Here is a 24,182-nt window from a genome sequence, read left to right as displayed (position 1 = left end):
CATGCCCGCCCCCAGCCGCTCTCGCCGATCCACCAGCTCCGGCACCGACTGGCGACGCGTGGAACCGGCGCCCCTCATGCTCCTGAAGGGGCCCGAGGACTTCATCGCCACCCGGGTCACGGACCGGGTCAGGACCGCGCTGCGGCAGGCGGACCCGGGCCTGGAGCTCCACCGGCTGGATGCCGCCGACTACCAGTCCGGACAACTGTCCATGCTGGCCAGCCCGTCCCTGTTCGGCGAGGCGAAGATCGTCCTGGCCGAGGGCCTGCAGGACATGAACGAGGCGTTCCTGGCCGACTGCCTCGACTACGTGGCCGCCCCCGCCGATGACGTCACCCTGATCCTGCGCCACTCCGGAGGCAACCGCGGCAAGAGGCTGCTGGACGTGGTCACCTCGTCCGGGGTGCTGGTGGAGTGCCAGCCCATCAAGTCCGACGCGGACAAGGCCGACTTCGTGGTCGGCGAGTTCCGGTCCCGGCGCCGGTCGATCGACCAGGAGGCCGTCCGGTCCCTCATCGACGCCACGGGCGGATCGCTGACCGACCTCGCGGTGGCCTGTCAGCAGCTGGCCGCGGACACCGAGGGGACCGTGACCACCCAGGTCGTGGACCGGTACTACGGCGGACGGGTCGAGGCCACCGCCTTCCGGGTCGCCGACGCGGCCATCGAGGGCCGGGCCGGTCAGGCCACCGCGCTGTTGCGGCACGCCCTGGCCACCGGGGTCTCCGCACCGGCCATCACGGGGGCCTTGGCCATGAAGACCCGGCAGATCGCCCGGATCGTCGACGCCCGCATCTCGCAGGGCCAGGTCGCCCAGGTCCTGGGGATGGCCCCCTGGCAGGCCAAGCGCGTCTCGGAGACCGTCCGGTTCTGGAATCCCGCGACCATCGCGGCAGCCATCGAGTGGGTCGCGCAGGCCGACGCCGAGGCCAAGGGACTGGCCAAGGACGCCGAGTACGCCGTCGAGCGCGTCGTCACCCGCATCGCCCTCACGGCCCGGCGCTGACGGCCCGGCGCTCACGGCGCACCGACCGGTGACACTCTGGCGCTCACCGGCCGGTGACGTCCGCTGAACGCACGAGGCCCCCGTCCGATGGGACGGGGGCCTCGGTGCCTGGCGCGGGGCGCCGGCGCAGCGTGAGGATCAGGCGCTGATCTTGTTCACGCGCTTGGCGATACCGGACTTGCGGTTGGCAGCCTGGTTCTTGTGGATGACGCCCTTGCTGACGGCCTTGTCCAGCTTCTTGCTGGCCAGCGCGACGGCGGAGGAGGCGGCGGCCTGGTCACCGGCGGTGACGGCCTTGTCCACGGCGCGGATGGCGGTGCGCAGCTCGGACTTCACGGCGACGTTGCGCTGGCGAGCCTTCTCGTTGGTGAGGATGCGCTTCTTCTGGGACTTGATGTTGGCCACGAAAGAGTCTTTCTGTTGCTTCGGACTTTGGTCGGTGAGGGATATTCCCGGATCCGGCGACTGAGAGGCGTGGGGATGCCCTGGAAAGCCGTTCCGGGAGTGCCCGTCGACCTGCGCGGACACACAACTGAATAGTCTATCACGACCACCCGTTCCGGTCGTGGAGTCCTCGGGCCACCGTCTCGAACGCGTTCCGGGGGAGCACCCCACCCTCCCGCCGGACGTCGCGGGCACTGACCTGCAGGATCCGGTCCAGCTTCACCTCGGACGGGCGGCCCCTCGAGTCCCACGGGCCGGTGCCGATGTCGATGTAATCCCGGTCCCGCCGTACCCCGTTGTTGCGGTCCCGCGTCGTGAGCTGGGCGGCCAGCAGGTAGTCACCGTTGCGGCCGACCACCAGGACGGGGCGGTCCTTGCCCCGGCCGTCGAGCTCCTCGAACGGCACCCACGTCCACACGATCTCGCCCGGCCCGGCCTCGGGGCCGGGGGCCGGGTCGTACTCCACCCTGGCCCGGCCGTGGAAGTCACCCGGGTAGTCCAGGACCTCACCCGCAGGCCCGACGCCGGCCGCATCGCCCGGTCGCGCGCTGCCCGGTCGCGCACCGCCCGGGACGACGCGGGGCTGGGCCGGGCGGGTCGAGCCCTGCCGCGACCCGGGCAGGCGGGGCTGGGGGCGGGAGCGCTGGGAGCCGGTGCCGTCGTCGTGCCGTCCGGGGGAGGGCGCGGAGGAACGCCGGACGTCCCGGACGAGGCGGGCCACCGCACGGCCGGCGGACAGCAGGCGGTTCAGGTTCAGGGCCATGGCACGAACCTACCAACGGGTGTCCGCGCCGCGGGGAACGAGCGCGTCGCATCGAGGCGGATCCGCGGCGGGAAACATGGAAGAATGGGGAGCCAGTCCCGCCTGGCCCCGCCAGGCGCGCCCACGTTCCCCAGTCGAAGGAAGATGCCCGTGTCGCCCATGGCGATCCACGCCCCGGTGCCCGCCGCCACCGATCCGGCGGTGATCCGTAACTTCTGCATCATCGCGCACATCGACCACGGCAAGTCCACCCTGGCCGACCGCATGCTGCAGTCCACCGGCGTGGTCCAGCCCCGGGACATGAAGGCCCAGTACCTGGACCGGATGGACATCGAGCGCGAGCGCGGCATCACCATCAAGTCCCAGGCCGTGCGCATGCCGTGGAACGTGGACGGCGCCGACTACGCGCTCAACATGATCGACACCCCCGGGCACGTGGACTTCACCTACGAGGTCTCCCGCTCACTCGCCGCCTGTGAGGGCGCGATCCTGCTGGTGGACGCCGCGCAGGGGATCGAGGCACAGACCCTGGCCAATCTGTACCTGGCCATGGAGAACGACCTGACGATCATCCCGGTCCTGAACAAGATCGACCTGCCCTCGGCCGAGCCCGAGAAGTACGCGGCCGAGATCGCCGGCCTGATCGGCTGCGATCCGGACGACGTCCTGCGCGTCTCCGGCAAGACCGGTGTCGGCGTGGAGGCCCTGCTGGACCGCGTCGTCGCCGAGATCCCGGCTCCCCAGGGGAACACGGACGGTCCGGCCCGGGCCATGATCTTCGACTCCGTCTACGACACCTACCGCGGCGTCGTCACCTACGTGCGCGTGGTGGACGGCAGGCTCTCCCCGCGGGAGAAGATCACCATGATGTCGACGGGCGCCACCCACGAGCTGCTCGAGATCGGCGTGTCCTCGCCCGAGCCGATCCCCTCGAAGGGCCTGGCCGTGGGCGAGGTGGGCTACCTGATCACCGGCGTGAAGGACGTGCGCCAGTCCAAGGTCGGTGACACGGTCACCTCGGCGGCCAAGCCGGCCACGGAGCGCATCGGCGGGTACGAGGACCCCAAGCCGATGGTGTTCTCCGGCCTGTACCCCATCGACGGCTCCGACTACCCGGTGCTGCGCGACGCGCTGGACAAGCTCAAGCTCAACGACGCGGCCCTGGTCTACGAGCCGGAGACCTCGGTGGCCCTGGGCTTCGGCTTCCGCGTGGGCTTCCTGGGCCTGCTGCACCTGGAGATCATCCGCGAGCGGCTCGAGCGAGAGTTCGACCTCGCGCTGATCTCCACCGCACCGAACGTGGTCTACGAGGTCACCCGGGAGGACGGACAGGTCATCACCGTGACCAACCCGTCCGAGTTCCCCGAGGGCAAGATCAACGAGGTCCGCGAGCCGATGGCCTCGATCACGATCATCGTCCCCTCGGAGTTCATCGGTGCCGTCATGGAGCTGTGCCAGGGCAAGCGCGGGCAGATGCGCGGCATGGACTACCTCTCCGAGGAGCGGGTGGAGATCCGCTACTGGATCCCGCTGGCGGAGATCATCTTCGACTTCTTCGACCAGCTGAAGTCCCGCACCAAGGGCTACGCCTCCCTGGAGTGGAAGACCGACGGCGATCAGGTCGCGGACCTGGTCAAGGTCGACATCCTGCTACAGGGCGAGCAGGTGGACGCCTTCAGCTCCATCACCCACAAGGACAACGCCTACTCCTACGGCGTGATGATGACGGGCAAGCTCAAGGAGCTCATCCCCCGGCAGCAGTACGAGGTGCCGATCCAGGCCGCGATCGGCTCCCGCATCATCGCCCGCGAGAACATCCGCGCGATCCGCAAGGACGTGCTCTCGAAGTGCTACGGCGGTGACATCTCCCGCAAGCGCAAGCTGCTCGAGAAGCAGAAGGAGGGCAAGAAGCGCATGAAGATGGTCGGCCGGGTGGAGGTCCCTCAGGAGGCCTTCATCGCCGCCCTGTCCTCCGAGGGCGCGGGTTCCGAGACCGGCGCCAAGAAGTAGCCAGCACATCGCAGCAGCAGTAGTAGGAGAGTAGTACCGCTTGCCTTCCATCCTTCCCGAGGGTGACCCCGCGCCCGACGACGGCCGGTTGCCCGCGCACGTGGCCCGCCGAGTGCGTGAGGCCGAGTCCGCCGGCGCGCCGCGGACGTTCAGCCTGTACGTCCACGTGCCGTTCTGCGAGGTCCGCTGCGGGTACTGCGACTTCAACACGTACACCGCCGAGGACCTGGGTCCCGGGGCGTCCCGCTCCAGCTATGCCGGCACGGTGACCGGCGAGTTCGACTTCGCCGCCGGGGTGCTGGCGGCCTCGGACGTGCCGGCACGGCAGCTGGAGACCGTGTTCTTCGGCGGCGGCACCCCCACGCTGCTGCCCGCCGCGGACCTGGTCGGCATCCTCGGCCGGGCCCGCGAGGTCTTCGGCCTCGCGCCGGGAGCCGAGGTCACCACCGAGGCCAACCCGGACTCGGTCACCGCGCGGTCGCTGGCCGAACTGGCCGCCGGGGGTTTCACCCGCGTGTCCTTCGGCATGCAGTCCGCGGTGCCCCACGTGCTGGCCACCCTGGACCGCACGCACCGCCCGGAGAACGTGCCGGCCGCCGTCGGGTGGGCCCGGGACGCGGGCCTGGAGGTGTCCCTGGACCTCATCTACGGCACGCCGGGAGAGTCCCTGGAGGACTGGCGGACCACGGTGGAGGCGGCGCTGGCGCTGCGCCCGGACCACGTCTCCGCGTACTCCTTGATCGTCGAGGAGGGCACCAAGTTCGGGTCCTCCGTCAAGCGCGGCGTCCAGGCCGACGTCGACCCCGACGACCAGGCGGACAAGTACCTGCTGGCCGAGCGGCTGCTCGCCGAGGCCGGCTACCGGTGGTACGAGATCTCCAACTGGGCCCTGGATCCGCTGGACGAGGGCATCCACCGCGCCCGCCACAACATGGCCTACTGGCGCGACCAGGACTGGTGGGGTGCCGGCCCGGGCGCCCACTCCCACCTCGCCGGCGTCCGGTTCTGGAACGCCAAGCACCCGGCCGCCTACGCCCAGCGTCTGGCCACCGGCGTGTCACCGTCCGTGGGCCGGGAGGAACCCGATGCCGAGGCCAGGTTCCTGGAGCGCGTCATGCTCGGTGTCCGGCTGTCGGAGGGCCTGGAGACCAGCGTCCTGGACGTGGCACCGGACGGCGGCGCCCAGGCCAGGGGTGAGATCGCGGCGATGATCGCCGAGGGACTGCTGGATGGCCGGGCCGCCCTGGCCGGCCGGATCATCCCGACCCTGCAGGGCCGCCTGCTGGACGACGCGATCGTGCGGCGGCTGGCGGGGTTCTGAGACGCCCCCACCGGTTCGTCATCCCCGAGGGGACCCATCCGGTGCGGTCCCGCGCCGGACATGTCCTGTGAGGACGGACGGACGGGCCTACTGGATCAGGCGCAGGTTGAACGGGTACCGGTACGGCCGGCCCTTGTTGCAGTGGATGCCCGCGGCCAGGCCGGAGATGGTCATGAACAGCCAGATGAGCATCGCGATGATCCCGAAGACCCCGCCGACCACGGGGATCAGGGCCAGCAGGTTCGCCACGATCGCCAGCACCGTGGGCGGCAGCGTGAAGTTCAGCGCCTCCTTGGCCTCCTGGGCCGTGAAGGGCCCGCGGTGGCGGAAGACGAGGTAGATCACCAGGGAGGGGACGAAGCCCAGGATGCCGCCGAAGTGCGCCAAGGTGGCCCACTGGCGGTCCTGCGCGGGCGTCAGGGGTGCGGCCTTGGCAGGGGAGCCCTGCAGGTGCTGGTCGCGCCGGGGCGCGGCGACCGGACGCTGGCGGTGCGGACCGCTGGGCTGCTGCTGTGACACGTCCTTCTGCCTCTCGGGAGTGGGGGTACTACGCCGGATTCCGTAGGACATCCTACGTGGATATCCGCCGCTGCTAGTCGCCCACGGCGGTGAGGAAGTCGATGACCTCCTCGACGCGGCCCAGCAGGGCGGGCTCGAGGTCGGCGTAGGTGCGCACCCGGGAGAGCAGCCGCTTCCAGCCGAGGCCGACGTCCTCCTTGGTCCGGTGCGGCCAGCCCAGGCCCTTGAGGATCCCGGTCTTCCAGTCCTGGCCCCTGGGCACCACCGGCCAGGCCTCGATGCCCAGCACGGCCGGCTTGATGACCTGCCAGACGTCCACGTAGGGGTGGCCGACGATCAGCACGTTGCCGCGCGCCCCGGGCACCCGCATCGCCTCCGCGGCGATGCGCTCCTCCTTGGACCCGGACACGAGGTGGTCCACGAGGATCCCGAGCCGGCGCTGCGGCCCGGGGGAGAAGTCGGCGATCGCACCGGCGAGGTCATCCACGCCGTGCAGGGGCTCGACGACGATCCCCTCCAGCCGGAGGTCCTCACCCCAGACCTTCTCCACCAGCTCGGCGTCGTGCAGGCCCTCCACCCAGATGCGGGAGGCGCGCGCGGTGCGGGCCCGGGCGTGGCTCACCCGCACGGACCCCGACGCCGTCCTGGCCGGCAGGGCCTTGCCCGTCACCCCGAGCGTGCGGCCCGGAGCGGCAGGCGCGGGGGGCACCACCTGGACCGGGTCGCCGTCCACGAGGAAGCCGAAGCCCAGCGGGAAGGACTTCGTCCGGCCCCTGCGGTCCTCCAGCACCACCAGGTGCACCCCGCCGGACTTCTCCACCCGCAGGACGGCCCCGGTGAATCCCGTGCCGGCGTCCTCCAGGACCGTGCCGCGGTCCGCGGGGACCTCCGGCACGGCGCGGGCCGCCGGCCGGAAGCCGCCGTCCAGGGTGCCGGGTCCCCAGCTGTTCCATTCCATGGGCCCCGACGCTAGCAAGGCGTCCCGGAGAACCCGGGGAACGGCTCGCGCCCGGCGTGAACCGGGTCGTGGGCGGAGCGGGACGGCTCGGACACGACCGGGTGGCGGGAGGCGCCGGGAGCGGACTGGACAGAGGTATTAGACTTGGCACTTGAACTCGACGAGTGCTAAGTGCATGGCCGGGACGACCGGTGCACCACTGACCGACGACGGGAGGGTGAGATGAGCGAGCAGCCGCGCCGCATGCAGGTGCTGCAGGCGATCGTGGAGGACTACGTGGCCTCCCGGGAACCGGTCGGCTCCAAGGCCCTCGTGGACCGCCACCAGCTGGGCGTGTCCTCGGCGACCGTGCGCAATGACATGGCCGCCCTGGAGGACGAGGGGCTGATCGTGGCCCCGCACACCTCGGCCGGGCGCATCCCGACGGACAAGGGCTACCGCGTCTTCGTGGACCAGATCTCCGAGGTCAAGCCGCTCTCGGCCGCGGAGCGCCGGGCTGTGCAGACCCTGCTGGACTCCTCCGATGACCTGCACGAGATGATGTCCCGCACCGTCCGGCTGCTCTCCCAGCTGACCCACCAGGTGGCCGTGCTGCAGTACCCGCACCTGGACTCCTCCACCGTGCGGCACCTGGAGCTGGTCGCCCTGGCCCCCCGCCGCGTCCTGGCGGTGGTGATCCTGTCCTCCGGCCAGGTGGACCAGCGCGCCGTCACCACCGAGCAGGACGTCTCGGAGACCTCCCTGAACGCCCTGAAGCAGCTGTTCCTGCGCCACCTCGACGGCCTGACCCCCGTCCAGGCCGCCGACGGGCTCCGGGCCGCCATGGCGACCGTGCCGGAGCAGGACCGGGAACTGGCGGGCGTCCTGGCCGGCCAGCTGGACCAGTTGCTGGCAGCCCGGCGCGAGGACCGCATCATCATGGCCGGCACGGCCAACCTGGCCCGGTCACCGGGGGACTTCCCGTACTCGATCGGCCCCATCCTGGAGGCCCTCGAGGAGCAGGTCGTGCTGTTGCGCCTGCTGACCGAGATGGAGCAGGATGTGCGGGGCCTGAGCGTGCGCATCGGGTCCGAGAACACCGGTTCGCTGGCCGAGACCTCGGTCATCGCGGCCGGTTACGGACCCGGGGCCGGCGCCAAGCTCGGGGTCGTCGGACCCACCCGCATGGACTACCCCGGCACCATGACCGCGGTCCGCGCCATCGCCCGCTACCTGTCCAGGATCCTGTCCCAGTAGACTGCCGGGCCGCATCAGACCCGAACACGAATCCCGTCCGGAAGGAATACCCCACACCGTGGCAGACCACTACGAGGTCCTCGGCGTCAGCCGTGACGCCTCTGCCGAGGAGATCAAGCGCGCCTACCGCAAGCTGGCCCGCAAGCTCCACCCCGACGTCAACCCCGCCCCGGAGGCCGGAGACCAGTTCAAGGAGGTCACCCGCGCCTACGAGGTGCTCTCGGACGAGGACAAGCGGCGCAACTACGACGCGACCGGCCACGAGAACGGCACCGGCGGCATGGGCGGATTCGGCGGGGGTGACTTCGGCGGCTTCCAGGACATCTTCGAGACGTTCTTCGGGGGCGGTGGCGGCATGGGCGGCGGCGGGCGTGGCCCGGCGAGCCGGTCCCGCCGCGGCCAGGACGCGCTGATCACCGCGCGGATCGACCTGGTGGACGCCGTGTTCGGCGTGGACAAGACCCTCGAGGTGGACACCGCGGTGGTCTGCCCGGAGTGTGACGGCTCCTGCTGCCGGCCCGGCACCCACCCCGAGACCTGTTCCATCTGCCACGGCCAGGGCGCCATCCGCCGCCCCGTCCGTTCCATCCTGGGCACGGTGATGGCCGCCGAGACCTGTTCGGCGTGCCAGGGCTTCGGCACCGTCATCCCGGATCCCTGCCGCGAGTGCAACGGCCAGGGCCGCGTGCGCGACCGCGCGTCCCTGACCATCAAGATCCCCGCCGGCGTCGCCACCGGCACCCGCATCCAGTTGGCCGGACGGGGGGAGGCCGGCCCGGGCGGCGGCCCCAACGGCGACCTCTACGTGGAGATCGACGTCCGGCACCACGACGTGTTCACGCGGGACGGCGACGACCTGCTGGCGACCATGACCGTGCCGATGACGGCCGCCGCCCTGGGCACCGAGCTCACGCTGGACACCTTCGACGGTGAACAGCAGGTGCCGGTCCGGGCGGGCACCCAGTCGGGTGAGGTGCAGGTGCTCAAGGGCCTGGGCGTCGGGCGGCTGCGCGGTTCCGGCCGCGGGGACCTGAAGGTCACCCTGCGCGTGGAGACCCCCACCCGGCTCGACGACGAGCAGCGGCGACTGCTCGCGGAGCTCGCGATGGCCCGCGGTGAGGAGGCCGTGCACGGCAGCACCGAGCACCGCGGGCTGTTCTCCAAGCTGCGGGACAACCTCAAGAACCTGTGAGCGATCGCCCGTGAGCAACCCGCTGTTCTACCTCGACGCCGGTTCGCTGGCCACCACCGCGCCCGGTGACGCCGTCGTGCTCACCGGCGCCGAGGCCCGCCACGCCGCCCAGTCGATGCGGCTGGGCCCGGGGGAGCCGCTCGACGTAGCCGACGGCTCCGGACGCCGGGTCACGGCGACCGTCGTCGCCGCCGCCCCCGACCGGCTGGAGGCGACCGCCCGGTCCGTCACGGACGAACCGGCACCGCTTCCGGAGCTGGTCCTCGTGCAGGCACTGGCCAAGGGCGACCGGGACCTGATGGCCGTCCAGGCCGGAACCGAGCTCGGGCTGGACGCGGTCCATCCCTGGCAGGCCGAGCGCTCCATCGTGCGGTGGACGGGCGGGAAGCCGGGCAAGGGCGCCCGGACCGACAAGACGGCCAAGGCCCTGGCCAAGTGGGAGGCCGCCCTGCTGGCGGCCGCGAAACAGGCCCGGCGCACCCGGGTGCCGGAGGCCCGCGAGATGCTCGACGGCGTCGGGGTCGCGTCAGTCTGCGGCCCCGGGACGCTGGTGCTGGTCCTCCACGAGGAGGCGCAGGCCCCGCTCGGCGAGGCGGTGGCCGAGGCGGCCGCCGTGGACCGGATCGTGATGGTCGTGGGCCCCGAGGGCGGCATCAGCCCGGCCGAGCTCACGGCGCTCACCCAGGCCGGGGCCGTGCCCGTCCTGCTGGGGCGCAACGTGCTGCGGTCCTCCACCGCGGGGCCCGCGGCGACCGCCGTCGTCCAGCAACTGCTGGGACGTTTCGGGTCCCGGTCGTAGACTTCCACCAGAGCCACCCACCACAGCAGGAGCTGAACCCCCCGCCTTGAGCCTCCCCACCGATTCGACCGGAACCGACCGGGACCAGATCACCATCACCTTCGCCTCCGCCGAGGACATGGTCCGGACCCTGGGCACGCAGGACCTGTTGCTGCGCATCCTCGAGGGCATCTACCCCGGACTGGCCCTGGCCGTCCGGGGCCAGGACCTGGACGTGGACGGGCGGACCGCCGACGTGGGCCAGGCGCGCCAGATCATCGAGGACCTCAACGTGCTGGCCCGGCGGGGCACCACGATCACCCCGGAGGTGGTGGAACAGGTGTCCACCCTGGTCCGGGGCGGGTCCGGGGCCCGGGCCTCGGGGATGCTCTCGGCCTCCATCCTGTCCAGTCGGGGACGCAAGATCCGGCCCAAGACGGTCAACCAGCAGCGCTACGTCGAGTGCATCGACGAGCACACCGTCGTCTTCGGGCTCGGGCCGGCCGGCACCGGCAAGACCTACCTGGCCATGGCCAAGGCCGTCCAGGCACTGCAGGCCAAGGAGGTCAACCGGATCATCCTGACCCGCCCCGCGGTCGAGGCCGGGGAACGCCTGGGGTACCTGCCGGGGACGCTGTCCGAGAAGATCGACCCCTACCTGCGCCCGCTCTACGACGCCCTGCACGACATGGTGGAGCCGGAGTCGATCCCCCGGCTCATGGCGGACGGCACCATCGAGGTGGCCCCGCTGGCGTACATGCGCGGCCGCACGCTCAACGACGCCTTCATCATCCTCGACGAGGCCCAGAACACCACCGGTGAGCAGATGAAGATGTTCCTGACCCGGTTGGGCTTCGGCTCGCACATGGTCGTCACCGGGGACACCAGCCAGGTCGACCTGCCCCGCGGGACCGACTCCGGGCTGGCGCAGGCGGTCTCCGTGCTCGAGGGCGTGGACGACATCGCGGTGGTGCGGCTGACCTCCACCGACGTGGTCCGGCACCGCCTGGTCAGCCGGATCGTGGACGCCTACGAGGGGCTCAGCCATGGCCGTTGAGATCGTCAATGAGTCCGGCGTCGCCGTCGACGAGGAGTCGCTGCTGGGACTGGCCAGGTCCGTGCTGGCCGGACTGCACGTCCACCCCGGGGCCGAGCTGTCCGTGATCTGCGTGGACGAGGCGGCCATGGAGCAGCTGCACCTGGAGTGGATGGACCTGCCCGGGGCCACGGACGTGATGAGCTTCCCCATGGACGAGCTGCGTCCGGGCACCCCCGAGGCGCCCAGCCCCGAGGGGCTGCTCGGCGACGTGGTCATCTGCCCCCAGGTGGCGGCCGTGCAGGCCGCCCGGGGCGGGCACCCGACGTCGGATGAGATCCTGCTGCTGCTGACCCACGGCATCCTGCACCTGCTCGGCTTCGACCACGAGGAGCCCGAGGACCGCGCCGAGATGTTCGGCCTGCAGGCCCGGTTGCTCGGGGACTACCTCGGCCGGCCGGCGCCCGATCCCACCGAGGACTGAGCCGTGCTGACCACCATCCTGCTGGCGGTGCTGCTGGCGCTGCTGTTGCTCCTGACCTGGACGCTGGCCGTGGCCGAGACGTCCCTGGGCTACCTGTCCCGCAAGGAGGCCGAGGGCATCGCCCTGCGGCGCCCGCGCAGCCCAATCCTCACCGTGATGGCCCGCCTGCCCGAGCACCTGCACGCCCTGCGGTTCTGGCGATTGTTCGCCGAGACCACCGCGGCGGTCGCCGGCACCCTGTTCATCCACTCGCTGATCGGGATCGTGTGGCTCACCGCGGTGGTGTCCACGGTCCTGATGGGCCTGGTGGCACTGCTGCTGGTGGTGCTCTCCCCGCGCCAGGTCGGTACCCGGCACGAGGTGGCCGCCGCCCAGCGCACCGCCGGCCTCGTCCGGTTCCTCACCGTGCTGCTCGGCCCGCTCCCGGCCCGGTTCGCCGCGCCCGGGCCACGTTCGGAGGACGAGGAGGAGGAGGCCGCGGAGATCGAGGAGCGGCACTTCCGCGAGTTCGTGGCCCGCGCCAACGACGCCGACGTCCTGGAGGACTCCGAGGCCGAACTGATCCAGTCGGTCTTCGACATGGGGGACACGCTCGTGCGGGCCGTCATGGTCCCGCGCACCGACATCGTCACGATGGAGACGGGCACCTCCCTCGAGGACGCGATGAACCTGTTCCTGCGCTCGGGCTGCTCCCGCATCCCGCTGATCGGGGACAACGCCGACGAGGTCTTCGGGATGGTCTACCTCAAGGACGTCGCCCGGGCCCTGCACCGCGGTCCCGACGGCGACGTGGACCGGACCGCGCCCGTCGACCCCGTGGCCCGGGACGTCCGGTTCGTCCCGGAGTCCAAGCAGGTCTCCGCACTGCTGCCGGAACTGCAGCGCGAGTCCAAGCACGTGGCCATCGTGGTCGACGAGTACGGTGGCACCGCCGGACTGGTCACGCTCGAGGACCTCATCGAGGAGATCGTCGGGGAGATCTCGGACGAGTACGACCGGCAGGACCGGCCCGAGGTCGAACCCCTCCAGGACGGGACCTTCCGGGTGGATGCCCGGATGGGCATCGACGACTTCGCCGAGATGTTCGGCGTGGACCTGGACGACGAGGACGACATCGACACCGTCGGCGGCCTGCTCGCCAAGACCCTCGGCCGGGTCCCGATCCAGGGCTCGTGCGTGACCGTACAGGGCATCGAACTGACCGCCGAGTCCCTCGAGGGGCGTCGCAACCGCGTCGCCCGTCTCATCGTCCGGGACACCGCCGGACCCCGACGCCGGCCGGGCACCGAACTGGTGCCGGCACCTCAGGACGAGGACGAACACACCGACGCCCACGCATACCGGGAGACCCGATGACCAACCTGCTCGACCCCAACGCGGTACCCGAGGGCTTCCGGGCCGGATTCGTCTCCCTCGTGGGGCGGCCCAACGCCGGCAAGTCCACGCTGACCAACGCCCTGGTGGGGGAGAAGGTGGCCATCACCTCCTCCAAGCCGCAGACCACCCGGCACACCATCCGCGGCATCGTCCACCGGGACGCCTTCCAGCTGGTGCTGGTGGACACCCCCGGGCTGCACCGGCCCCGGACCCTGCTGGGCCAGCGGCTCAACGACCTGGTGGCCGAGACGCTGGGTGAGGTCGACGCCGTCGGGTTCTGCATCCCGGCGGACGAGAGGATCGGGCCGGGGGACCGCTACATCGCCGGCCAGCTGGCCCTGCTGAACCGCCGCCCGGTCGTGGCGCTGGTGACCAAGACGGACAAGGTGAAGCCGGACCAGGTCGCCGAGCAGCTGCTGGCCGTCACGGCGCTGGGGGACGAGGTCCTGGGCCCGGAGAACGGCGGGGCCGGCTTTGCCGCCGTCGTGCCCGTCTCAGCGGTCAAGGGCCACCAGGTGGAGGACGTGGCCGAGGTGCTGGCCGGTCAGTTGCCCCTGTCCCCGCCGCTGTACCCCGGGGGCGAGCTCACGGACGAGCCGGAGGCCGTCATGGTCGCCGAGCTGATCCGCGAGGCGGCCCTGGAGGGGGTGCGGGACGAGCTGCCGCACTCCGTGGCCGTCGTGGTCGAGGAGATGAACCCCCGAGAGGGACGGCCCGCGGACAGGCCGCTGCTGGACGTGCACGCCAACGTGTTCGTGGAGCGGGACAGCCAGAAGGCGATCATCATCGGCAAGGGCGGCTCCCGGCTCAAGGCGATCGGCTCCCAGGCCCGCACCTCGATCGAGCGGCTCCTGGGCACCCCCGTCTACCTCGACCTGCGGGTCAAGGTCGCCAAGGAGTGGCAGCGCGATCCCAAGCAGCTCGGCCGGCTGGGGTTCTGACGCTCTCCCGACCCGCGGCGCGCGCGGTGCTAGTCTGATGCCATGCGTGACCGACTGGGACTCGCCGGGATCCTCCCGGACACCGTTGCGGGGCTGCTACTAGGCCGCCGCAACGGGGCTGAGCCGTCGGTCGTGGTGCCCGCCACGCGCTGACGCGCCGGGTGTTCGCAGCACCCGGTGGGGCCGGATCCCCGTTGCGGAGGAAGAACCACGGCCCCTGCCCCCGTCAGACCCTCCGGTCCACGCCGGATCCATGAAAGGCACGCTGAACAGCACCATGCGCAACCTGCAGAAGTCCTCCGGGATGAAGTTCCACAAGTACACCCCCTTCCAGGACCAGATCCAGGTCCACCTGCCGGACCGCACGTGGCCGGACAAGGTCATCACCGAGGCGCCCCGGTGGTGCGCGGTCGACCTGCGCGACGGCAACCAGGCCCTCATCGACCCGATGGGGCCGGAGCGCAAGCTGCGGATGTTCGAGCTGCTGGTGTCCATGGGCTACAAGGAGATCGAGGTCGGCTTCCCGTCGGCATCGCAGACCGATTTCGACTTCGTCCGCCAGCTGATCACCGAGGACCGGATCCCCGAGGACGTCACCATCCAGGTCCTCACCCAGTCCCGCGAGCACCTGATCGAGCGCACGTATGAGGCGCTCGAGGGCTGCCACCGCGCGATCGTGCACCTGTACAACTCCACCTCCGTGCTCCAGCGCCGCGTCGTGTTCCGCGAGGACCAGGACGGCATCGTGGACATCGCCACCTCCGGGGCCCGACTGTGCCGGAAGTACGAGGAGCAGATGAAGGGCACGGAGATCATCTACCAGTACTCCCCGGAGTCCTTCACCGGCACGGAGCTGGAGTTCGCCGCCCGCATCTCCAACGAGGTGGCCGAGGTCCTGGAGGCCTCCACCGACCGCCAGATGATCCTGAACCTGCCGGCCACCGTGGAGATGGCGACCCCGAACGTCTACGCCGACTCGATCGAGTGGATGCACCGCAACCTCGCCCACCGGGACGCCATCATCCTGTCCCTGCACCCGCACAACGACCGCGGCACCGGTGTGGCCGCCGCCGAGCTGGGCTACATGGCCGGCGCGGACCGGATCGAGGGCTGCCTGTTCGGCAACGGTGAGCGCACCGGGAACGTGGACCTGGTCACCCTGGGCATGAACCTCTACAGCCAGGGCATCGACCCGATGATCGACTTCTCCGACATGGACTCGATCCGCCGGACGGTCGAGTACTGCAACCAGCTCAAGGTCGCCGAGCGGGTGCCCTACGGCGGCGACCTGGTGTTCACCGCCTTCTCCGGTTCGCACCAGGATGCCATCAAGAAGGGCTTCGAGGTCATGGACGCCGACGCGGCCGAGGCCGGCACCGACCGGGACGGCATCCCGTGGGCGGTCCCCTACCTGCCGATCGACCCCCAGGACATCGGGCGCTCCTACGAGGCCGTGATCCGGGTGAACTCGCAGTCCGGCAAGGGCGGCGTGGCCTACCTGCTCAAGAGCGAGCACAACCTGGACCTGCCGCGTCGTGCGCAGATCGAGTTCTCCCACGTCATCCAGCGGATGGCGGACAGCCAGGGCGGGGAGGTCACGGGCGACCAGCTCTGGCAGGTCTTCCAGGACGAGTACCTGCCGGCCGAGGAGGGCCAGACCCGCTGGGGTCACTACCGGCTCGGCGCGGTGCACTCCGAGACCGCCGAGGACGGCAGCTTCACGATGACGGCCGAGGCAGACGTCGCGGGCGTGCGGCACCAGCGCACCGCGTCCGGCAACGGACCCATCGCCGCCCTGCTGACGATCCTGTCCGAGGACGGGCTCGACATCCGGGTGCTCGACTACACCGAGCACGCCCTGTCGGAGGGTGGCTCGGCGATGGCGGCGGCGTACGTCGAGTGCGCCGTGGGGGAGCGCGTCCTGTGGGGCGTGGGGCTGGACTACAACACCACGATGGCCTCGCTCAAGGCCGTCGTCTCCGCCGTCAACCGTGCCCTGCGGGACGACGCCGAACTGCTCGAGGCCATCGTCGGTCCCGCGGCGTCCGGGTCGGCCGCCCACTGACGGTCACCGACGATGGCGGGCCGGGGCGGCGGTTATGCCGCCAACAGCTATCGCACCGACGCCCTGGTGCTGCGCACCTACAAGCTGGGTGAGGCGGATCGCATCATCGTGCTGCTGACCCCCGGCCACGGCCAGGTCCGGGCCGTGGCCAAGGGGGTCCGCCGGACGACCTCGAAGTTCGGGGCCACCCTGGAGCCGTTCATGCTGTCCCGGCTGCAGCTCGTCCACGGCCGGAACCTGGACATCATCACCCAGGCCCAATCGGTCACCCCCTACGGCACCGCCATCGCCGCGGATTACGACGCCTACGCGGCGGCCTCCGCCATGGTGGAGACGGCCGAACGGCTGACGGTGACCGAGGTGGGGGAGCACGGTGGCGGGGTCGAGGCGCCGAGCCAGTACCGCTTGCTGCACGGGGCCCTGGCGGCCCTGGCACGGCGGGCCCACGCACCCCGCCTGCTGCTGGACTCGTACCTTCTGCGGGCCCTGGCGACGGCAGGCTGGGCGCCGAGTTTCACCTCGTGCGCCCGCTGCGGGGCGCCCGGGCCGCACCGCTCCGTCAACGTCACGCTCGGCGGCAGCGTCTGCGACGACTGCCGGCCGCCCGGGTCCTCGACGCCGGCCCCCCAGTCGGTGGCGCTGCTGGCCGCCCTGCTCTCGGGGGACTGGACGACCGCGGACGCCGCGCCGGAGGCCTCCCGGCGCGAGGCGGCCGGTATCGTGGCGGGGTACCTGCAGTTCCACCTGGAACGCCACCTGAAGTCCCTGGCCGTGATGGGCCAGGACGCCGACCGCCACCCCTAGAGGACCGCATGCCCCGTCGACCCGCCCGCGCCGTCCAGGAGCCGTACCCGCACCCCAGCGGGGCGCAACCACCGGTCATGGACCCGCGGTTCGTGCCACGCCACGTGGCGATCGTCATGGACGGCAACGGCCGGTGGGCCAACCAGCGCGGGCTGCCCCGCACCGAGGGCCACCGGGCCGGGGAGGCGGCCCTGCTGGACGTCATGGCCGGCGCCGTGCAGCTCGGGATCGAGTACGTGACCGTCTACGCCTTCTCCACGGAGAACTGGAAGCGCTCCCCGGAGGAGGTGCGCTTCCTGATGGGCTTCTCCCGTGACGTGCTGCGCCGCCAGCGGGACACCCTGGACTCCTGGGGGGTGCGGATCCGGTGGAACGGCCGCCGGCCCCGGCTGTGGAAGTCCGTCGTGGACGAACTGCTCGTCGCCGAGGACCAGACCCGGCAGAACACCCGCTGCCACCTGACGATGTGCGTGAACTACGGCTCGCGGGCCGAGATCACCGACGCGGTGAAGGACATCGCCCGGGAGGTCGAGGCCGGGCGGCTGTCCGCGGCGGGCATCCGGGAGGAGACCATCACCCGGCACCTGGACGAGCCGGACGTCCCGGACGTGGACCTGTTCCTGCGCACCTCGGGGGAACAGCGGCTCTCCAACTTCCTGCTCTGGCAGTCCGCCTACGCGGAGCTGGTCTTCCTGGACACGCTGTGGCCGGACGTGGACCGGACCACCCTGTGGGACGCCGTCGAGGTCTACGCCCGGCGCGACCGCCGTTACGGGGGAGCCGTGGACCGGTCGGGCGACGCTCAGGCGTAGGCACCCAGCCACGTGAACATCTCGCGGGCGGCCGTCCGGCGGATGGGCTCGACGGAGGCCATCACGTCGTGCAGGGCGCCGGGATGGCGGACCACCGTCACGTGCCGGCCGAGGCGGGTGGCACGCTGGGCCAGGACCTCCACGTCCAGCACGACGTCCGCGGCCGTCATGTCCTCGGACCACCTGGTGCCGAAGACCGTGCGGTCGGACAGCATGACGTAGACCGGCTCGGCCAGCCCCAGCCCGGACGCCACCCGGGCGTGCCCGGCCATCACCGCCTGCAGCCAGCCGCCGGGCACCTCGAAGGAGTGCCGGGGACGCCAGAGCGGGTGCAGCGCCCAGTCGCCCTCGGCCTCGTCCGAGATGGACCGCCAGTAGTGGTCCACGCGGGGCAGCCTCAGGAAGCTCTTCGGCTGCAGCCGGGCCACCGGGTCCAGCACGGCCTGGGCCATCAGCCGCACCAGCGCGGAGCCCTGCATCTCCAGCCAGGGGCTGTTCAGCACCAGGGCCCGGGCCCGGCCCGGATGCCGGTCGGCCCACAGGGAGAGGGTGAGCCCGCCGGTGGAGTGTCCCATCAGCACCGGGGGCTCGGGGTGGTCCCCGGCGATCAGGCGCAGCGCCGAGCCGATCTCGTCGTCGTAGACCTGCAGGCTCTGGACCCAGCCGGGAGTCTGGCCCGGGCGCAGCGAGCGTCCGTACTTGCGCAGGTCCAGGGCGTGGAAGGCGTAACCGTGCTCCTCGAAGAGCCGGGCCAGCGGGGCGTTGTAGAAGTAGTCCGACCAGCCGTGGACATACAGCACGGGAACCCGGTGCCGTAGCCTGCCGGCAGCCCGCTCACCGGTCGCCGGACCCCGGGCGACCCGGACGAGGGTGGCCACGTTGGGGCCCTCCTCGTCCACCTCCAGCGGGACGGTCAGGCGCTCGAAGCCCTCCAGCACGTCCGGGACCCACACCCCGGGCGGCGAGTCCTCCAACAGGTCCCCCTCGGGACCGGTGAGGGGCTCCTGCGCGGGCCGCGGCTCGTCCGGGGTGTCCGGTTCGTCCCGGGTCGATGGCAGGGAGGGCATGACGGCCAGCCTACGATGGAGTCATGCCCCACCCCGACCTCACCCTGCCGCGGGTCTACCCGGCCTTCTTCAACGCCTTCTTCAAGGGCATGGACGCCGAGAAGGCCCACCACGCCGGCTTCAGCATGATCCGCGCCACCGAAGCCACCGGGGTCTCGGCCGCGCTGCGCCGACTGACCCGTCCCCACCCGTCGCTGACCACCCGCGTCATGGGACTGGACTTCCCCTCGCCCTTCGGGCTGGCGGCCGGTTTCGACAAGCAGGGACTGGGCACGGCCGCCCTGGCCGACCTCGGCTTCGGCCACATCGAGGTGGGGACGATCACCGGGCAGGCGCAACCGGGCAACCCGGCGCCGCGGCTCTTCCGGCTCGTCGAGGACCGCGCCCTGATCAACCGGATGGGCTTCAACAACGACGGGGCCGCCGCCGTCGCGCCCCGCCTCAAGGCCACCCGCAAGACGCTGACCCGGCGGTTCGGCAGCCGTCGTCCGGTCCTCGGGGTGAACATCGGCAAGACCAAGGCGGTGCCGCTGCAGGACGCCACCCGGGACTACCTGGTCTCCACCGCGGCCCTGGCACTCCACGCCGACTACCTGGTGGTCAACGTCTCCTCGCCGAACACCCCGGGACTGCGCCAGCTCCAGGACATCGAGGCGCTGGCCCCGCTGCTCGCCCAGGTCCGGGCCACGGCCGACCGGACGACCGGACGTCACGTCCCGCTGGCCGTGAAGATCGCCCCGGACCTGGCCGACGAGGACGTCGACGCCGTGGCCGGGATGGCCGTCGAACTGGGCCTGGACGGGGTCATCGCCACCAACACCACGATCAGCCGCGAGGGGCTCCGCACCCCGGCCGCCGAGGTGGAGGCCATGGGTCCCGGCGGCCTGTCCGGGGCCCCGCTGAAGGACCGGTCGCTCCAGGTGCTGACCCGCCTGCGGTCGGGGCTGCCGGACTCGGTGGCCCTGGTCTCCGTCGGCGGGGTGACCACCGGCGCAGACGTGCAGCAGCGACTCGACCTCGGGGCCGACCTGGTCCAGGGCTACACGGCGTTCCTGTACGAGGGGCCCTTCTGGGCGGCGCGCATCAACCGCGACCTGGCGCGGGGACGCTGAGCCTCCCGGTCAGGCGGGGTACTGGCCCCGCTTGACCTGGGGCTTGGGCAGGCGCAGCCGGCGCAGCTGCATGGCGCGCATCACCCCGTACCAGCGCACGCCGCGTTCGACCGCGCCGAACTTCTCCGTCAGGCGCCCCTTGAGCTGGAACGAGACGAGGACGCCCTCGAGGACCACCAGGAGCACCAGCGCCCACAGGGAGAACGTGAGCCACAGCTGCAGGTCCGTGTTGGGCAGGAACGCCATGAACACGTAGACGAGGACGATGATCATCAGCCACTCGCCCAGGCCGGTGCGGGCGTCCACGAAGTCCCGGGCGTAGCGCTTCTGCGGTCCACGGTCGCGGAGCGGCATGTGCCGCTCGTCGCCGGTCTCCATGGCGAGCCGCATCTTCTGCCGCTCGGCGGCCTCGGCCTCGCGGGACGCCGCCCGGGCGGCCTTGCGGTCGTCCGGCACCAGCGGGCGGCGGCGGGCCGCCTCCTGCTGGGCGCGCGTGGGGGTCGGCCCCTTCTTCTGCCGCGGGGCAGCGCCGACCTCCTCTGCGGGCACCACGGGCATCTCGGCAGGGTTCTCGGTGGTCTTCTTGCGTCCAAACACCCGTTCATTCTAGGTCGTCGGGGCCCGCCCGTGGGCCAGGCCGGGCCCGTGCCACCGGCCGGTCCGGATCGGTACGCTGGCCCCATGCCCGAACAGCCTGACCGTGACCTGATCACCCGCCTCGCCGATGCCGTGGACGCGCTGATGCCCCAGGCGATCTCCACCCTGGAGGACCTCGTGGCCATCCCGGGCATCGCCTGGGACTCCTTCGACCGCGAACCCCTCGAGCGGTCCGCCCGCACGGTCGCCGAGCTGATCCGCGGCCTGGGACTGGACGACGTCGAGATCCTGACGGAGGCAGGCGGCGGACCGGCCGTCGTCGGGCGCCGCCCGGCCGCACCCGGACAACCGACGGTCCTGCTCTACGCGCACCACGACGTCCAGCCCGTGGGGGACCTGGCCCTGTGGCAGACCGAGCCGTTCACCGCCGTCGAGCGCGACGGCCGGCTCTTCGGGCGCGGCGCGGCCGATGACAAGGCCGGCATCATGGTCCACCTGACGGCGCTGAAGGCACTGCTCGACGTCGGCGCGGACCCCGGGGTGGGCGTCACCTTCTTCATCGAGGGGGAGGAGGAGGCCGGTTCACCCACGTTCCGGGCGTTCCTGGACAGGCACCGTGACCGGTTGGCCGCGGACGTCATCGTGGTGGCCGACTCCGGCAACTGGAAGGTCGGCGTGCCCGCCCTGACCACCTCGCTGCGGGGACTGGTGGACGGGGTCATCGGGGTGCGCGTCCTGGACCACGCCGTGCACTCCGGGATGTACGGCGGGCCGGTCCTGGACGCCCCCACGCTGCTGGCCCGGCTCATCGCCACCCTGCACGACGACCAGGGCAACGTCGCGATCGCGGGCCTGGAGCAGCGGCATCACGCGGCGATCGAGTACCCGGAGGCCGACTACCGTGCCGATGCCTCGGTCCTGGACCCCGTGCGACTGGCCGGCAGCGGCCCCCTGGCGGACCGGTTGTGGAACCGGCCGGCCCTGAGCATCATCGGGACGGACGTGCCCCGGCTGGAGGTCGCGTCGAACACCCTGCAGCCGGAGGCCCGCGCCAAGTTCAGCCTGCGGCTGGGGCCCGGAACCGACCCGGAACAGGCCATGGCCGCGGTGCGTGAGCACGTACTGGCCCAGGACCTGTTCGGCGCCGAGGTCTTCTTCGAACCGGGGGAGACCGGCCAGCCCTTCGCCACCGACACGTCGGCGCCCGCGGCCCGGGCGATGCTGGACTCCCTCCGGGACGCCTGGGGCGTGGAACCGGTGGAGACCGGGATCGGCGGCTCCATCCCCTTCACGGCGGACCTCGTGGAGGTCTTCCCGGCGGCGACGCTGCTGATCACGGGCGTGGAGGACCCGGACTCCCGCGCGCACTCGGCCAACGAGTCGCTGCACCTCGGTGACTTCCGCAACGCCGTGCTGGCCGAGGCCCTCCTGCTGGTCCGGCTCGGCGCCGGCGCCTAGACTCGTCGGACCGGCCGGGAATGTTCCGGCCACCCGTGCTGTTGGCACCGGTGACGGCGGGCCCTGTCCGCCGACCCCGAGGGGGAGTAGACGCGCAGAAGAAGGAGCGATCATGAGCGTTTCCGCAGAAGCATCCGGGACTGAGATCCCCACCGCCCAGCCCGCCGAGGGCCTGGACGCCCACGAGGTCGCCCTGACCGACGTGGCCGCCACGAAGGTCCGCACCCTGCTGGAGCAGGAGGGCCGTACCGACCTGCGCCTGCGGGTGGCCGTGCAGCCCGGAGGGTGCTCCGGACTGATCTACCAGCTCTACTTCGACGAGCGGGTGCTCGAGGGCGACACCCTGCGTGACTTCGACGGTGTCGAGGTCATCGTGGACAAGATGAGCGTCCCGTACCTCACGGGTGCCACCATCGACTTCGAGGACACCATCTCCAAGCAGGGGTTCACGATCGACAACCCGAACGCCGGCGGTTCCTGCGCGTGCGGAGACTCCTTCCACTGAGCCACCGCGGGATTCGAGCCGGATCCCCGCAGAACCGAGTGCCCGGGCCCCTTGGGGGTCCGGGCACTCGGCGTTTCCGCGTGTCATGGGGCAGACGATCAGGACGGTAAGCTCTACAGTAGGTAGTAAACCTAGGGGTCCCCCTGTGGCTTCGTCGTCCCGGCCCAGACGCTGGCGCGGCATGGTCCGTCACAGGAGGCATTCGCACTCAAGATGAAGAGGAAGGGCCGTCTGTGAGATCGCAGAATCAAGCCGGCAGCCGTGGCAGGCGTCTCCTGAAGGGGGGAGCGCTTGCCGTCGTGGCAGCCGTGGTCCTGTCCGGTTGCTCCGAGCAGGTCCAGCGTGGCTGGCTGCCGGGCACGCGGGAGACCACGAACCAGTCCGCCGAGTTGACCGACCTGTGGGTCAACTCCTGGATCGCAGCCCTGATCGTGGGCCTGGCGGCCTGGGCCATGATGCTGTGGTGCATGGTCGCCTACCGGCGCCGGAAGAACGACAAGGGCTACCCGCGCCAGATGGCCTACAACGTCCCGTTGGAGACGCTGTTCACCGTCATCCCGATCATCATGGTCCTGACCCTGTGGGGCTTCACCGACCGCGTCCAGCGCTCGGTGGACACCCCGGTGGAGGACTCGCCGCTGACCGTCCAGGTCTACGGCAAGCAGTGGGCCTGGGACTTCAACTACAGCTACGACGGCCAGGAGAAGCACCTTGCCGGCGTCCAGGCACAGCTCGACGGCACCGAGGGTGTCGAGGAGACGCTGCCGACCTTGTACCTGCCGGTGGACGTCCCGGTCGAGTTCGAGCTGAACTCGCGTGACGTCATCCACTCGTTCTGGGTCCCCGCGTTCCTGCGCAAGCTGGACATGGTCCCGGGCAAGACCAACTACATCTACCTGACGCCCCAGGAAGAGGGACGCTTCCAGGGCAAGTGCGCCGAACTCTGCGGCGAGTACCACTCCGAGATGCTCTTCAACGTGGAGGTCGTCTCCGAGGCCGAGTTCCGGGAGCAGCTGTCCCGGATGGAGGACGGCCACCTGGGTGAGGAGTACAACCGCAACCCGAACGAGAACCCGGACGGCTGGCGTGACTCCCAGGTCCAGAACCAGGGTGACGGCACCCTGCGCGGTGAGTCCGGCGGTTCGACCGGTGGCGAGGACCTGACAGGTGAGGGAGACAACTGATGACCACCTATGAGTACGCCACGGACGAGGCGGCGGCCCAGCCGCGCGTGGTGCCCGTCTCCAAGGGCAGGATCGTCGTCAACTGGCTGACGACCACCGACCACAAGACGATCGGGTACATGTACCTGATCACGTCCTTCATCTTCTTCTGCATCGGCGGCGTCATGGCGCTGCTGATCCGCGCCGAGCTCTTCGAGCCGGGCATGCAGTTGCTCCAGACGAAGGAGCAGTACAACCAGCTGTTCACCATGCACGGCACGATCATGCTGCTGATGTTCGCGACCCCGCTGTTCATCGGCTTCGCCAACGTCATCATGCCGCTGCAGATCGGCGCGCCGGACGTGTCGTTCCCCCGCATGAACGCCCTGGCGTTCTGGTTCTTCCTGTTCGGCTCGATCATCGCGGTGGCCGGTTTCCTCACCCCGCAGGGTGCGGCCTCGTTCGGCTGGTTCGCGTACGCGCCCCTGTCGAACACCACGTACTCGCCGGGCGTGGGCGGTGACCTCTGGGTCT

Annotated in this window: 24 protein-coding genes; 18 read left to right on the top strand and 6 right to left on the bottom strand. The window is 71.1% G+C overall.

Annotated features, from left to right (window positions below):
* The first annotated feature begins 1 nt into the window (after window position 1).
* A complete protein-coding gene (holA, locus tag Q0283_RS08630) occupies window positions 2-1,006 on the top strand; it encodes a DNA polymerase III subunit delta (protein ID WP_298044211.1) in 1,005 nt (334 codons plus the stop codon).
* Between the two features lie 138 nt (window positions 1,007-1,144).
* Here holA and rpsT read toward each other — a convergent pair whose 3' ends face one another.
* Together rpsT and Q0283_RS08620 are read right to left on the bottom strand one after the other, a co-directional pair.
* Entirely contained in the window at window positions 1,145-1,411 is a 267-nt protein-coding gene (rpsT, locus tag Q0283_RS08625; RefSeq protein WP_298044209.1) for a 30S ribosomal protein S20, read from the bottom strand.
* Window positions 1,412-1,550: 139 nt separating this feature from the next.
* Window positions 1,551-2,213 (bottom strand): type II toxin-antitoxin system PemK/MazF family toxin, encoded by a 663-nt coding sequence (locus Q0283_RS08620; RefSeq protein WP_298044208.1) that lies wholly within the window; start codon window positions 2,211-2,213, stop codon window positions 1,551-1,553.
* A 150-nt stretch (window positions 2,214-2,363) separates the two neighbouring features.
* Here Q0283_RS08620 and lepA point away from each other — a divergent pair, with 150 nt between their 5' ends.
* Both lepA and hemW read left to right on the top strand, forming a co-directional pair.
* Entirely contained in the window at window positions 2,364-4,223 is a 1,860-nt protein-coding gene (lepA, locus tag Q0283_RS08615) for a translation elongation factor 4 (protein WP_029139329.1), read from the top strand.
* A 40-nt stretch (window positions 4,224-4,263) separates the two neighbouring features.
* Window positions 4,264-5,544: a radical SAM family heme chaperone HemW gene (gene hemW, locus Q0283_RS08610; protein ID WP_183526213.1), complete on the top strand. Its 1,281-nt coding sequence runs from the start codon at window positions 4,264-4,266 to the stop codon at window positions 5,542-5,544.
* A gap of 87 nt (window positions 5,545-5,631) precedes the next feature.
* On the opposite strand, the gene Q0283_RS08605 is transcribed toward hemW, so the two are convergent.
* Window positions 5,632-6,063 carry a DUF4870 domain-containing protein gene (locus Q0283_RS08605; RefSeq protein ID WP_183526210.1) on the bottom strand — a complete coding sequence of 144 codons (432 nt, stop codon included), beginning with the start codon at window positions 6,061-6,063 and terminating at the stop codon, window positions 5,632-5,634.
* Between the two features lie 73 nt (window positions 6,064-6,136).
* Complete coding sequence (locus Q0283_RS08600; RefSeq protein WP_183526207.1) at window positions 6,137-7,021, bottom strand: DUF3097 family protein; 885 nt, start codon at window positions 7,019-7,021, stop codon at window positions 6,137-6,139.
* A gap of 222 nt (window positions 7,022-7,243) precedes the next feature.
* Here Q0283_RS08600 and hrcA point away from each other — a divergent pair, with 222 nt between their 5' ends.
* The 10 genes from hrcA to Q0283_RS08550 all read left to right on the top strand — a co-directional run bounded on the left by hrcA (window position 7,244) and on the right by Q0283_RS08550 (window position 17,746).
* Complete coding sequence (gene hrcA, locus Q0283_RS08595; RefSeq protein WP_029139326.1) at window positions 7,244-8,257, top strand: heat-inducible transcriptional repressor HrcA; 1,014 nt, start codon at window positions 7,244-7,246, stop codon at window positions 8,255-8,257.
* Window positions 8,258-8,315: 58 nt separating this feature from the next.
* The gene (dnaJ, locus tag Q0283_RS08590) at window positions 8,316-9,449 is read left to right on the top strand and encodes a molecular chaperone DnaJ (RefSeq protein ID WP_010145378.1); all 1,134 of its coding nucleotides are present in this window, start codon (window positions 8,316-8,318) and stop codon (window positions 9,447-9,449) included.
* Window positions 9,450-9,459: 10 nt separating this feature from the next.
* Window positions 9,460-10,248 carry a 16S rRNA (uracil(1498)-N(3))-methyltransferase gene (locus Q0283_RS08585; protein WP_183526204.1) on the top strand — a complete coding sequence of 263 codons (789 nt, stop codon included), beginning with the start codon at window positions 9,460-9,462 and terminating at the stop codon, window positions 10,246-10,248.
* 118 nt (window positions 10,249-10,366) lie between these two features.
* Window positions 10,367-11,284, top strand: a complete 918-nt coding sequence (locus Q0283_RS08580) for a PhoH family protein (protein WP_083843453.1) — start codon at window positions 10,367-10,369, stop codon at window positions 11,282-11,284.
* Complete coding sequence (ybeY, locus tag Q0283_RS08575; RefSeq protein ID WP_010145375.1) at window positions 11,274-11,747, top strand: rRNA maturation RNase YbeY; 474 nt, start codon at window positions 11,274-11,276, stop codon at window positions 11,745-11,747. Before Q0283_RS08580 ends, ybeY begins: the two co-directional genes overlap by 11 nt.
* A gap of 3 nt (window positions 11,748-11,750) precedes the next feature.
* Window positions 11,751-13,103 carry a hemolysin family protein gene (locus Q0283_RS08570; RefSeq protein ID WP_183526201.1) on the top strand — a complete coding sequence of 451 codons (1,353 nt, stop codon included), beginning with the start codon at window positions 11,751-11,753 and terminating at the stop codon, window positions 13,101-13,103.
* On the top strand, window positions 13,100-14,065 hold the full coding sequence (gene era / locus Q0283_RS08565) for a GTPase Era (RefSeq protein ID WP_183526198.1): 966 nt from the start codon (window positions 13,100-13,102) through the stop codon (window positions 14,063-14,065). Before Q0283_RS08570 ends, era begins: the two co-directional genes overlap by 4 nt.
* A gap of 277 nt (window positions 14,066-14,342) precedes the next feature.
* The gene (gene leuA, locus Q0283_RS08560) at window positions 14,343-16,130 is read left to right on the top strand and encodes a 2-isopropylmalate synthase (protein ID WP_183528376.1); all 1,788 of its coding nucleotides are present in this window, start codon (window positions 14,343-14,345) and stop codon (window positions 16,128-16,130) included.
* 12 nt (window positions 16,131-16,142) lie between these two features.
* The gene (gene recO, locus Q0283_RS08555) at window positions 16,143-16,934 is read left to right on the top strand and encodes a DNA repair protein RecO (protein WP_298044205.1); all 792 of its coding nucleotides are present in this window, start codon (window positions 16,143-16,145) and stop codon (window positions 16,932-16,934) included.
* An 8-nt stretch (window positions 16,935-16,942) separates the two neighbouring features.
* Window positions 16,943-17,746, top strand: a complete 804-nt coding sequence (locus Q0283_RS08550; protein WP_183526192.1) for an isoprenyl transferase — start codon at window positions 16,943-16,945, stop codon at window positions 17,744-17,746.
* Here Q0283_RS08550 and Q0283_RS08545 read toward each other — a convergent pair.
* Complete coding sequence (locus Q0283_RS08545) at window positions 17,737-18,813, bottom strand: alpha/beta hydrolase (RefSeq protein WP_183526189.1); 1,077 nt, start codon at window positions 18,811-18,813, stop codon at window positions 17,737-17,739. The two genes, Q0283_RS08550 and Q0283_RS08545, sit on opposite strands and share 10 nt — an antisense overlap.
* A gap of 23 nt (window positions 18,814-18,836) precedes the next feature.
* Here Q0283_RS08545 and Q0283_RS08540 point away from each other — a divergent pair, with 23 nt between their 5' ends.
* Window positions 18,837-19,925, top strand: a complete 1,089-nt coding sequence (locus tag Q0283_RS08540) for a quinone-dependent dihydroorotate dehydrogenase (protein WP_183526186.1) — start codon at window positions 18,837-18,839, stop codon at window positions 19,923-19,925.
* A 9-nt stretch (window positions 19,926-19,934) separates the two neighbouring features.
* Here Q0283_RS08540 and Q0283_RS08535 read toward each other — a convergent pair whose 3' ends face one another.
* Window positions 19,935-20,522, bottom strand: a complete 588-nt coding sequence (locus tag Q0283_RS08535; protein ID WP_298044204.1) for a DUF3043 domain-containing protein — start codon at window positions 20,520-20,522, stop codon at window positions 19,935-19,937.
* A gap of 84 nt (window positions 20,523-20,606) precedes the next feature.
* Between Q0283_RS08535 and Q0283_RS08530 the strand changes: the two genes are divergently transcribed.
* The 4 genes from Q0283_RS08530 to Q0283_RS08515 form a co-directional block, all read left to right on the top strand.
* Window positions 20,607-21,980: a dipeptidase gene (locus Q0283_RS08530; RefSeq protein WP_298044203.1), complete on the top strand. Its 1,374-nt coding sequence runs from the start codon at window positions 20,607-20,609 to the stop codon at window positions 21,978-21,980.
* A 112-nt stretch (window positions 21,981-22,092) separates the two neighbouring features.
* Entirely contained in the window at window positions 22,093-22,485 is a 393-nt protein-coding gene (locus Q0283_RS08525) for an iron-sulfur cluster assembly accessory protein (RefSeq protein ID WP_010145801.1), read from the top strand.
* Window positions 22,486-22,718: 233 nt separating this feature from the next.
* Window positions 22,719-23,669, top strand: a complete 951-nt coding sequence (gene coxB, locus Q0283_RS08520; RefSeq protein WP_298044202.1) for a cytochrome c oxidase subunit II — start codon at window positions 22,719-22,721, stop codon at window positions 23,667-23,669.
* Window positions 23,669-24,182, top strand: a 514-nt coding sequence (locus tag Q0283_RS08515) for a cbb3-type cytochrome c oxidase subunit I (RefSeq protein WP_298044201.1), incomplete at its 3' end; no start/stop codon positions are given. The genes coxB and Q0283_RS08515, both read left to right, overlap by 1 nt.

The sequence above is a fragment of the uncultured Citricoccus sp. genome (assembly GCF_937871995.1).
Taxonomy (GTDB): Bacteria; Actinomycetota; Actinomycetes; order Actinomycetales; family Micrococcaceae; genus Citricoccus.
The sequence above is the reverse complement of the archived record's forward strand: the minus strand, read 5'-3'. Positions and strand labels throughout refer to the sequence as shown.